Origin of the sequence: Actibacterium atlanticum (genome assembly GCF_000671395.1) — a bacterium.
In the GTDB taxonomy this organism is placed as follows: Bacteria; Pseudomonadota; Alphaproteobacteria; order Rhodobacterales; family Rhodobacteraceae; genus Actibacterium_D; species Actibacterium_D atlanticum.
The window spans coordinates 101,650-112,431 of record NZ_AQQY01000010.1 but is presented as its reverse complement, the minus strand read 5'-3'; the positions used below and the strand labels follow the sequence as shown (position 1 = coordinate 112,431).

Here is a 10,782-nt window from a genome sequence, read left to right as displayed (position 1 = left end):
GAACGTTACGCCCAATCCGCCCAAAGCCGTTGATGGCTACTTTTACGGTCATGTCGTTCTCCTCTAGCGCATCACAATGTTAGCGCGAGCTTTAGCGCTAACAGCATGGTCTCGTCAATGTTCACAGGGCACATAAACTTAAGCATCCATCGCTTTGGTGGCGCCTGTGATAAAAGCGTCGCGTGTCAGGTTCGCATGCGCCCTATTTGTGCAGCACTAAAACAGGGAACCTGCCGAGTCATCTGGGCCCGCCGTGGCGGCACGGTGCGCCTTCATCCAAATATCCAGTTCTGCGATTTGCGCCGCGCTCATACGCAGCCCAAGCTTACTGCGCCGCCAGACGATATCGCCAGCATCGCGCGCGTATTCATGATCCATCAGCCAGACGACCTCTTGCTGGGTCAGCGTCGCACCGAAGTCGATGCCCAAATCTTGCGCGTCGCGCGCGCCGTTCAGCATCACAACCGCATCGGTGCCGTAGGCTCGCACCAGCCGTTTGGCCCAACGTGGAGACAGAAAGCTAAACTGTTCAAGCAACCGTCTGATCAGATCATCAACGCCATCCACCGGGAAATCTCCGCCAGGCAGGGCCACGCCCGCGGTCCATGGGCCCGAAAGGCCGGGAAATACCTGCTGCATTTCCTCTAACGCGCTTTCCGCCAGACAGCGGTAGGTGGTGATTTTACCGCCAAATACATGCAGCGCGGGCGCGGCGTGGGTATTGTCCAGTTTGATCACATAGTCCCGTGTCGCGGCGCTCGCGGTGGCGGCACCGTCATCATAAAGTGAGCGCACGCCTGAATAGGTCCAGACCACATCTTTCTGCGCAATCGGCGCATCCAGATACTGATTGATGAAGTTGATCAGATACTGTTGTTCCTGGGGCGTGCATTTGGGTGAAACCGACGCGTCTTTGTGCTCGGCGTCGGTCGTGCCGATCAGGGTGAAATCGGTTTCATAGGGGATCGCGAAGATGATTCGCCCATCCGTTCCCTGAAAAAAGTAGCATTTGTCGTGATCAAACAGACGGCGCGTCACGATATGGCTACCGCGCACCAAGCGCACGCCCGTCTGATCTTCGCTTTTCAGCGGGCCATTTAGAACATCACCCACCCAAGGCCCCGCTGCGTTCACCACCAGCTTGGCCCGCACCTCGCGTTCGGTGCCGGTTTCCGTGTTCTGCAGAGTCACGCTCCAGACACCGTCGTCGGCACTGGCCCGGACCACTTTTTCGCGCACCATAATAGTGGCGCCACGCGCATCAGCATCGCGCGCGTTCAAAACCACCAGCCGAGAATCTTCGACCCAGCAGTCCGAATACTCATAGGCCTTGGAAAACTTCGACTTCAGCGGTTTTCCTTCGGGCGCGTCCCGAAGATCAAGACGGGTTGTCCCGGGTAAAATCTTACGCCCCCCAAGGGAATCGTACAGGAACAGGCCCAAACGGATCAGCCATGCGGGGCGCCGACCTTTCATCCACGGCATCGCAAAGCTCAGCAGTTTCGATGTTGGCGTGGTTAAATCGAACCGCATGCTTTCGTGGTAGGGCAGGACAAAGCGCAGCGGCCATGAAATATGTGGCATGGTGCGCAGCAGGATCTCGCGCTCGATCAGGGCTTCGCGCACAAGGCGGAACTCAAAGTACTCCAGATAGCGCAGCCCGCCATGAAACAGCTTGGTCGAGGCCGATGAAGTACCCGAGCCAATGTCGTTCATCTCGGCAAGGCCGACCTTCAGACCACGGCCCGCTGCATCCCGCGCGATCCCGCATCCATTGATGCCTCCGCCAATCACCAACACGTCGAAAGTCTGCGTCATTCGGGCCCTCAACTGGCGTCCTGTCATCCCACCGGCCGGTTTTAGCGGTGCGAGATCATAGGATTGCGACAGACTGGCCATTTCGCAAGATAGCGGCTCCTTTTATGCCGCTGCGTTCACAGACCTTTAGATGTGTAGCTGTGGGCAATTCTTTCAACTGAACAGTAAAACGCCGCTGTGCGCAGATCGGTTATCGCCTCATTTTCGTGCCAAAGCGCGCGCATGGATTGATAGGCGCCACGCATCGTGTCATCGAGGCCCGAGCGCACCAGCTCAAGTTCATCCGCGCCGCGCAGGTACTTTTCCTTGAAGTCCGGTGACATGGACCACGCATCCCCCAGCAGTTCTGACAAACGCTCCAGCTCGTCCACGACCAGCTGGTGGCGCGCCTCTTCCTGACGGCGCTGAATGCGGCCAAAGCGGATATGCGACAGGTTTTTCACCCACTCGAAATAGGAAACCGTCACACCGCCGGCGTTGGCATAGAGGTCAGGAATGATCACCGTGCCCCTGTCACGCAAGACCTCGTCGGCGGCGACGGTAACCGGGCCATTCGCAGCTTCGATGATCAGCGGGGCTTTGATGCGATCTGCGTTGGTGCGATTGATCACTCCTTCCACCGCAGCGGGGATCAGAATATCGCAATCGACCTCAAGCAGGTGGTGAGCATCAGCCACGTGTTCAGCATCCGGATAGCCGGTGACCCCGCCATGGTTGCGGATCCAGCTTGAGACCGCTTCGATATCCAGCCCGTCGGCGCTGAACAGCCCACCGTCAAGCTCAATCACCCCGATTACCCGCGCGCCATCTTCGTTGCTCAGGAAACTGGCCGCGTGATAGCCCACGTTGCCCAGCCCCTGAACGACGACGCGCTTGCCATCCAGAGTGCCGCTCATCCCTGCCTTGGCGACGTCTTCCGGATACCGGAAAAACTCCCGCAGGGCATATTGCACGCCGCGCCCGGTGGCCTCGACCCGCCCAGAAATACCGCCCGCATGCACCGGTTTGCCGGTCACACAGGCTTGCGCGTTGATGTCGGTGGTGTTCATCCGCGCATATTGATCGGCAATCCATGCCATTTCGCGTTCGCCGGTGCCCATATCCGGGGCAGGGACGTTTTGGGACGGGTGGATCAAATCGCGTTTGGCCAGCTCATAGGCGAAACGGCGGGTGATCTGTTCAAGTTCGCCTTCGTCCCAGTCTCTTGGGTCGATACACAGCCCACCTTTTGAACCGCCAAACGGCGCCTCGACCAGTGCGCATTTATAGGTCATCAGCGCGGCCAGCGCCTCGACCTCATCCTGGTTCACAGTGGGGGCGTATCGAATACCGCCTTTGACCGGCTCCATATGTTCAGAGTGCACCGACCGATAGCCGGTAAAGGTGTGAATTTGCCCGCGTAGCCGCACGCCAAACCGCACCGTATAGGTCGCATTACAAACCCTGATTTTCTCCTCAAGCCCCGGCGGCAGGTCCATATTGGACACAGCCCGGTTGAACATCATGTCGACAGACTGACGAAAGCTGAGTTCGGGGGTGGTACTGGCCTTGGGAGGGGGATGAAGCATCGCGCGCCCTTTCACATACAGATTTTCCCATGCTCAACATTTGAGCAGAAAATAAACTTTAGCAAGAGGGTTTTAGCGATCTGTTACCGGTTTTTGCCCAAGGTCAGAAAAACGCCTGCAACCCGGTCTGTGCCCGCCCCAGAATCAATGCATGCACATCATGGGTGCCCTCATAGGTATTCACCGTTTCAAGGTTCACCATGTGCCGCATCACGCCGAATTCTTGGCTGATGCCATTGCCGCCATGCATGTCGCGGGCGGCGCGGGCCACCTCTAGCGCTTTGCCGCAGTTGTTGCGCTTAATCATACTGATCATTTCCGGCGCGGCGCGGCCTTCATCCATCAGCCGCCCGACTCGCAAAGCAGCTTGCAGGCCAAGGCTGATTTCCGTCTGCATATTGGCCAGTTTCAACTGGTACAGCTGCGTTTGCGCCAATGGCCGGTTGAACTGTTTACGATCCAACCCGTATTGACGTGCGCCATGCCAGCAAAACTCGGCGGCGCCCATCACGCCCCAGGCAATGCCATACCGCGCGCGATTCAGACAACCGAACGGGCCTTTCAGCCCTTCGACATGGGGCAACAGCGCCTCATCACCCAGTTCGACATTGTCCAACACAATCTCACCGGTGATCGAGGCGCGCAGGCTAAGCTTGCCCTCAATCTTGGGCGCGCTTAGCCCCTTGGTGCCCTTGTCCAACACAAAGCCGCGGATTTTACCGCCATGGGCGTCAGACTTGGCCCACACCACAAACACATCGGCGATGGGGCTGTTTGATATCCACATCTTCGTGCCGTTCAGCACATAGCCCCCATCGACCTTGCGCGCCGTGGTCCGCATCGCAGCGGGGTCCGATCCCGCGTCAGGCTCGGTCAGACCAAAACAGCCGATCCACGTGCCCGAGGCCAGCTTGGGAAGGTACTTGTCCCGCTGTTCATCGCTGCCATAGGCATAGATCGGATACATCACCAAAGAAGACTGAACCGACATCATCGACCGATAGCCGCTGTCCACGCGTTCGACCTCGCGCGCGATCAGGCCATAGCTGACATACCCCGCCCCCAACCCACCGTAGTTTTCCGGGATGGTCACCCCCAGCAGGCCCATTTCCCCCATTTCAGCGAAAATCTCGGGGTCGGTCTGCTCGTTGGCGTAGGCCTGCATGACACGTGGCTGCAGCTTTTCCTGCGCATAGGCGAAAGCGCTGTCGCGGATCATACGCTCGTCTTCGTGCAGCTGGTCGTCCAAAAGAAACGGGTCTTCCCAGTTAAACGCACCCAGATCCGGGCGGCTTTGCGGAGCAAGATCGCGTGTCATGCTTTCTCCTTTGCAGAACGAGTTCCCCGACCCTGCGCCGAACACCTCGGATTGTCCAGCGTGATATAACACGCCAAATGGTTGGGAACAGCGCGGATCCAGATCCCGCGCTATCTAGCCCAAACAGCGATCGACGGCGCGGGCGATCACCTTTTCTTCGTCTGTTGGTATCGCGAAAATGCGGACCTTGCCTGTGCCGATCTCGGGTTGATGCGCCGCATTTGCCGCCTGATCAAGGCCCAGCCCAAGCCAGCCCATCCCTTCACAAATACGCGCTCGGATGACGTCAGAATTTTCACCGACCCCGCCGGTAAACACCAACGCATCCAGCCCGCCTAAATCAGCAGCCATCCCGCCGATTTCATGGCGAATGCGGGTGATGTAATAGGTGATCGCCTGCGCGGCTTCGGGTTTGTCCGAAGCCAAGAGCGTCCGCATATCATGGCTTTCGTCCGATAAGCCCTTCAGTCCCGACTGGCGATAAATCAGCTGCGTGACCTCTTGGGTGCTTAACCCTTCGTGGTCTTGAAGGTACAAGATCACCCCCGGGTCGATCTGTCCGGTGCGCGTGCCCATGGCCAACCCTTCAACAGCGGAAAAACCCATGGTCGAACAATGGCTACGCCCGCCCTTAAGGCCACACATCGACGCGCCGTTGCCCAGATGCGCGATGATCACCCGGCCCTGCGCAAGATCCGGCGCGATCCGGGCCAACTGCCCTGAGACATATTCATAGCTAAGCCCGTGAAACCCATAACGGCGCACCCCCTGATCATAGAACCGGCGCGGCAGGGCATAGGTATCATGTTCCCAAGGGTGGCCCCGGTGAAATGCCGTGTCGAAACACCCCACCTGAACCGCTAGGGGGAAGGCCGACATCGCGGCGCGCACCGCCGACAGGTTATAGGGCTGATGCAACGGCGCCAGAGGCTCATAGCTGGCCAGATGATCCAGAACGGCGTCGTTCAATTGCACCGGCTTGGTGAACTCTGGCCCGCCATGCACGATCCGATGCCCTACGCCGGTCACCTCTCGCCCGTCAAGGAAAGGCGGCAGGTGCTTTAGGATGGCCTGCAGACCGCTGGCATGATCGGTGGCGCCAAGATCTTCGGTCACTTGCTGTGGCGCTTCCAATACGAACCGGGAATTGGGGCCAAGCTTTTCAACCTGCCCCACGGCCAGTTCGTGCAGTTGCTCCCCGTTCTCATAGACCGAAAATTTGATCGAGGACGATCCGGCATTGATCGTCAGAATGGCCTGATCGCTCATGGTTGGGTCTTCTTCCATTCGCGCATCATTACCGCCAACACGCAGGACGCCAACCGCGATTGTTCATCGTCGGCGCGGCTGGTCAGAATGATCGGGCAGCGCGCGCCCAACACGATTCCGCCTGCCATGGCATGGGCCAGAAAGGTCAGCTCTTTGGCCAGCATGTTCGCGGCTTCAAGGTTAGGGGGCACCAGAATTTGCGCATGACCGGCCACGGCTGATCGTATGCCCTTTGTCCGGGCGGCCTCTAGATCAACAGCGTTGTCCATCGCCAAGGGGCCATCCACCAGACCGCCCTTGATCTGCCCACGATCCGACATTTTCGACAACACCGCCGCATCAATCGTTGAGGGCATGCGTGGGTTGACCACCTCTACGGCGCACAGGATGCCGACCTTGGGCTGATCAATCCCCAAAGCTTCAGCCAGATAAATCGCGTTTTGGACGATATCGACCTTGGTTTTCAGATCAGGCGTGATGTTGATGGCCGCATCGGTGACCATTAGCAAATGGTCCAACCCCGGTACATCCATCGCAAAGATATGGGTCAGGCGGCGATTGGTGCGCAGGCCCTTTTCCTTGTCGACCACATGGCGCAGCAGATCATCGGTGTGCAGATGCCCCTTCATCAACGCCTGCGCCCGGCCCTCGTGCACCAGCTGCACGGCCCGCGCTGCCGCCGCGGAATGATCCGGGATGTCGATCAGTTCCAGATGGCTTATGTCCTCGCCCATCTCATCAGCGACAGCTTTGATCTTGGCGGCATTGCCCACCAAAATGGGCGTCAGCAGCGTATGCTGATAGCCCAGTAGCGCCCCGCCCAGCGACGCGTCATCTTCGGGGGCAACCACGGCGGTGATCAATGGGTCCAATGGTTCTGCCAGATGCAACAGGTGATCAAAATGGCGATGGGTCTGAACCGTCAGGCCCGGAACATCATCCAAATCAACCTCGACCGCTTTGTCAGGCGCGATCACCGTAGCGCGACCCTCGGCAATACGGCTGCCGTCTTCGGCTTCGACCCAAGTGTCGAAATGCGCCAGACGCCCCTCTTCCTTTGAGGCCAACCGCACCTTGGCTGTGATCGTATCCCCAGCATGGGCGCGGCTTAGAAACGTCAGCGTCTGATCTTTATACAGCGTCCCCGGCCCGGGCAGATAGGTGCCCAACACCCCTGAAATCAACGCCCCCATCCACATGGACGGCGCGACTGCTTCGGGTTGACCATCTGCATCTCCGTCTTCCTTGGGCAAATGCAACGGGTTCAGATTTCCCGAGGCGTTGGCGAAGACGTAGAAGTCCTCGGCGTTGCACAGATGGGTGACCTCGGCTTCCATGCCGATCTCAAGCGCATCCCACGGAACGTTCTTATGCGTGCTCATACTCGCATCCCTCAAAAAACCTGGACCAATAGTTTCGCCAGCGTATCCCTCCCACATGACAGGTCAAAGACCACTGTCGCGCTCAAGGCCATGACGCAGATCAAAACTTTCGCTTTGTGCCCGCAAAGCCTACAAACACGGATATGCCGGTGACACTTGCCTCTTTAAACGATCTGAACAGCCTGCCGTTTGATGACATCATCGACGTGCGTTCCCCGGCTGAATACGCCGAGGATCATATTCCCGGCGCGATCAGCCTACCGGTGCTCAGCAATGAAGAACGCGCCAAGGTCGGCACGATCTACTCACAGGTAAATCCCTTTGAGGCCCGCAAAGTTGGCGCCGCACTGGTGGCCAAGAACGCTGCGCGCCACATTCAGGAGTCTCTGGCCGACCGCCCACACGGCTATCGCCCGCTGGTCTATTGCTGGCGCGGCGGGCAGCGGTCAGGATCATTCTCTCTGATCCTGCGCCAAATTGGCTGGCGGGCTGATACGGTGGAGGGAGGTTACCGCGCCTATCGCCGTTTGGTCAGTCATGCAATGCAAAGCACACCATGGCCCTGCCCCGTCGTGATGCTGGATGGCAATACAGGCACCGCCAAGACCGCGCTCTTGCACCTCGCCAAATTGAACGGTGTTCAAGTTTTAGACCTGGAAGGGCTCGCCAATCATCGCGGCTCGTTGTTTGGCGCCTGCGCGGGCGGGCAGCCCAGCCAAAAAGCGTTTGAATCAGCGTTGGCACAGCTACAGTCCAACCTTGACCCGGCACGCCCGATGCTGGTCGAGGCTGAGTCCAGCAAAGTCGGTAAAATCAATCTGCCGCCGACAATCTGGGGGGCGATGAAAACAGCGCCCCGGATCGAGGTGTCGGCCAGTCTGGACGCACGCGCCGCCTATCTGACCCGGGCTTATGGCGATGTGGCACAAGACCAAGCGCGGCTGGAAGAAATTATCGACGCTTTGTCGGATCGTCACGCTGCCGACCAAATCGCCGCGTGGAAGCAAATGGCACGCGCTGGCCAGATGCAGATTCTGGCGCAGGAATTGATGCAGAGCCATTACGACCCACGCTATACCCGGCAGCGCGCACGCTATGAGGACCGCACCATTGCGCGGCTATCGCTGCCGGGGCTGGCCCCAGACCACCTGACAGATGCGGCCCAACAGATCACCCGGCTTGTCGAGGGCTTTACGTCAACGTGATCCCCGACTGTGCGGTCACCCAACCTATCCGCGCCGCCTCATCGCCAAGCGCATCCAATACCTGCTCTATGCGGTCTGCGGGCACCGCAGCCAGCAAGCCGCCGCTGGTCTGTGGATCAACCAACAAAGCGTGTTCCGCGCGGGTTGGCGCACCGATCCCCTGCAACAGCTTTTGGTTCTGATCAAACAAAGACGAACGCACGCCTTGTTGCGCCAGCTCGACGGCGCCGGGCGCAAACGGAACGAGGGCCAGCTCTATTTCTGCGCCAACATTGGACGCTGTCAGAATCGTATCAAGATGCCCGATCACCCCATAGCCGGTGACATCCGTCATCGCGTGGGCGATGGGCGCCAGCAAACCCGAGGCCTTGGCCACCGGTTGCCGCATCTGGGCCAAAGCTGCGGCAACATGGCGGCCATTCGCCTTGCCTTGCATCTCGGCTGCAAAGATCGTGCCAACCCCAAGTGGCTTGGTCAAAACCAAAGCGTCACCCGGCTGCGCGCCATTCAATCCCACGGGCGTTTTCACCAATCCCGTCACCGTAAAACCCACTGACAGCTCTGGACCGACAGAACTGTGTCCGCCCACCAAGTCCGCTCCGGCGGCGCGCACGACATGGTGGGCGGCGGTCATGATCTCGCGCAGCATGTGTTCATGCATACGCGGGCGCATGCGCGGTAGGGTTACATGGGCCAGCACTGCCTGAGGCGCCGCGCCCTTGGCCCAGACGTCGCTTAAAGCATGCAAAGCCGCGACTTCGGCCAGGACATAGGGGTCTTCGGTGAAGGGGCGCAGATGGTCGGTTGAAATCACCTGAACCTGATCGCCAAACCGCAGTTGCGCCGCGTCATCCCCTACGCCCAAAATTACATCCGGGCGCGTGGGTGCGGGGATGTGCGCCAGCCCATCGCGCAGCACTTGCGCCCCGGGTTTTGCAGCGCACCCACCGCACAAAGGCGCACCATCCAGAATTTCCTGAACCCCTTCGGCGGCCTCAGAAGGAATGGCCTGAGCAACGTTCATATCTGGCAGATCTCGAAACTGCGCCATGAATTTCTGGTCGATCTGGTTTTTCCAGCGCCAAAGCCAGTCGCCCTCAAGCCGCAGGCCAAGCTTATCAGCGACAGCGCGCTTATGCCCTGTGGTGATCAGCTTTAGGTAATCTTTCTGCGGATGATAGGCCTTGCGTTCCCCCCCCGTCAGATCGGCACGCAGATTGGCCGCCAGAAAAGGTGCTTCGCGCACCGCAAAGACACCGGCCTTGGGGCGCGGCGCGTGGGTCAGATGGGCAATATCCCCCACTGCATAAATGCGCGGATCGCTTAGCGCACACAGGTCCGGTCCGACATCAATAAACCCATCCGTCAGGGTCAGTCCGGTTTCTTGCAACCATGCCTGCGGGAGCGCCCCGGCGACGCCCAAGACCATGCCCCCGTCGATCACCGAGCCATCGGCCAGTTCCACGCCGCGCGCGGTGACCCGCCGGACCCGCACACCCGTTTGCAGATCAACCCCCTGCATCTGCAACTGCGTCAAAAGCGCGGCGCGCGCGCCTTTGCCGATGTCCCGCAGCGGCGCATCGCCAGCCTCAAGCAGCGTAATTTGCCCTTTCAGACCGGCTTGGCGTAATCTGTGCGCGCCTGCCAATGCCAGCTCTACGCCGGCGACACCTGCGCCAATCACCACAACGCGTTCAGCGACAGCCCCAGAACGCGCCTGTTCAATATGCGTTTTCCAGCGTTCAACATAGTCCGCCAGAGGTTTGGCCGGGGTTGCATGTTCGGCAAACCCCTCCAGATCTGGCATGTCAGTGGTAATGCCAATGTCGACCGAGGCGATGTCATAAAACACCGGCGCACGGCCCTCGACATGGATCAGCCGGGCTTCGCGGTCGATCCCGGTTGCCCGCCCCAGAATCAGCCGTGCCCCGGCAAACCGGGCCAGCCGAACCAGATCAATCTCTAGGTCGGATTGTTGGTAATGCCCCGCAATCAATCCGGGCAGCATCCCCGAATAGGGCGCGGTGGGATCGGGGTTGATCAGGGTCAGACGCACCCCGGGCAAAGGCTTCATGCCCCACTGTCGTAACACCAACGCATGGGCGTGCCCTCCCCCAATGAAAACCAGTTCTCGGGTCAGGGGAAGCGGGGCGTGCATTGGCGGCCTTTCATTGCGGGTTCGGCGAACTGTAACCCCGCGCAACAATCAGAGAAAGAGCGGC

At 59.4% G+C, this 10,782-nt stretch carries 7 protein-coding genes; 1 reads left to right on the top strand and 6 read right to left on the bottom strand.

Annotated features, from left to right (window positions below; genetic code table 11):
* Positions 1-216: 216 nt before the first annotated feature.
* The 5 genes from glpD to ATO10_RS13755 all read right to left on the bottom strand — a co-directional run bounded on the left by glpD (position 217) and on the right by ATO10_RS13755 (position 7,355).
* Positions 217-1,818: a glycerol-3-phosphate dehydrogenase gene (gene glpD / locus ATO10_RS13775; protein WP_035252552.1), complete on the bottom strand. Its 1,602-nt coding sequence runs from the start codon at positions 1,816-1,818 to the stop codon at positions 217-219.
* Positions 1,819-1,934: 116 nt separating this feature from the next.
* Positions 1,935-3,386 (bottom strand): Glu/Leu/Phe/Val family dehydrogenase, encoded by a 1,452-nt coding sequence (locus ATO10_RS13770; protein ID WP_035252551.1) that lies wholly within the window; start codon positions 3,384-3,386, stop codon positions 1,935-1,937.
* A 103-nt stretch (positions 3,387-3,489) separates the two neighbouring features.
* Positions 3,490-4,704 carry an acyl-CoA dehydrogenase gene (locus ATO10_RS13765; protein ID WP_035252550.1) on the bottom strand — a complete coding sequence of 405 codons (1,215 nt, stop codon included), beginning with the start codon at positions 4,702-4,704 and terminating at the stop codon, positions 3,490-3,492.
* Positions 4,705-4,818: 114 nt separating this feature from the next.
* Positions 4,819-5,973: an acetate/propionate family kinase gene (locus ATO10_RS13760; RefSeq protein WP_035252568.1), complete on the bottom strand. Its 1,155-nt coding sequence runs from the start codon at positions 5,971-5,973 to the stop codon at positions 4,819-4,821.
* Positions 5,970-7,355: a bifunctional enoyl-CoA hydratase/phosphate acetyltransferase gene (locus tag ATO10_RS13755; protein ID WP_035252549.1), complete on the bottom strand. Its 1,386-nt coding sequence runs from the start codon at positions 7,353-7,355 to the stop codon at positions 5,970-5,972. The genes ATO10_RS13760 and ATO10_RS13755 overlap by 4 nt, the downstream gene beginning before the upstream one ends.
* 143 nt (positions 7,356-7,498) lie before the next feature.
* Here ATO10_RS13755 and mnmH point away from each other — a divergent pair, with 143 nt between their 5' ends.
* Complete coding sequence (gene mnmH, locus ATO10_RS13750; RefSeq protein ID WP_051598154.1) at positions 7,499-8,560, top strand: tRNA 2-selenouridine(34) synthase MnmH; 1,062 nt, start codon at positions 7,499-7,501, stop codon at positions 8,558-8,560.
* Here mnmH and selD read toward each other — a convergent pair.
* Positions 8,547-10,718, bottom strand: coding sequence for a selenide, water dikinase SelD (gene selD, locus ATO10_RS13745; protein ID WP_035252548.1), 2,172 nt, complete (start codon positions 10,716-10,718; stop codon positions 8,547-8,549). The two genes, mnmH and selD, sit on opposite strands and share 14 nt — an antisense overlap.
* Positions 10,719-10,782: the final 64 nt, after the last annotated feature.

What these genes read in the sequence shown, in the direction of transcription:
- glpD (WP_035252552.1), bottom strand. Translation starts at nt 1,818, where the DNA reads ATGACGCAGACTTTCGACGTGTTGGTGATTGGCGGAGGCATCAATGGA.
- ATO10_RS13770 (WP_035252551.1), bottom strand. Translation starts at nt 3,386, where the DNA reads ATGCTTCATCCCCCTCCCAAGGCCAGTACCACCCCCGAACTCAGCTTT.
- ATO10_RS13765 (WP_035252550.1), bottom strand. Translation starts at nt 4,704, where the DNA reads ATGACACGCGATCTTGCTCCGCAAAGCCGCCCGGATCTGGGTGCGTTT.
- ATO10_RS13760 (WP_035252568.1), bottom strand. Translation starts at nt 5,973, where the DNA reads ATGAGCGATCAGGCCATTCTGACGATCAATGCCGGATCGTCCTCGATC.
- ATO10_RS13755 (WP_035252549.1), bottom strand. Translation starts at nt 7,355, where the DNA reads ATGAGCACGCATAAGAACGTTCCGTGGGATGCGCTTGAGATCGGCATG.
- mnmH (WP_051598154.1), top strand. Translation starts at nt 7,499, where the DNA reads ATGCCGGTGACACTTGCCTCTTTAAACGATCTGAACAGCCTGCCGTTT.
- selD (WP_035252548.1), bottom strand. Translation starts at nt 10,718, where the DNA reads ATGCACGCCCCGCTTCCCCTGACCCGAGAACTGGTTTTCATTGGGGGA.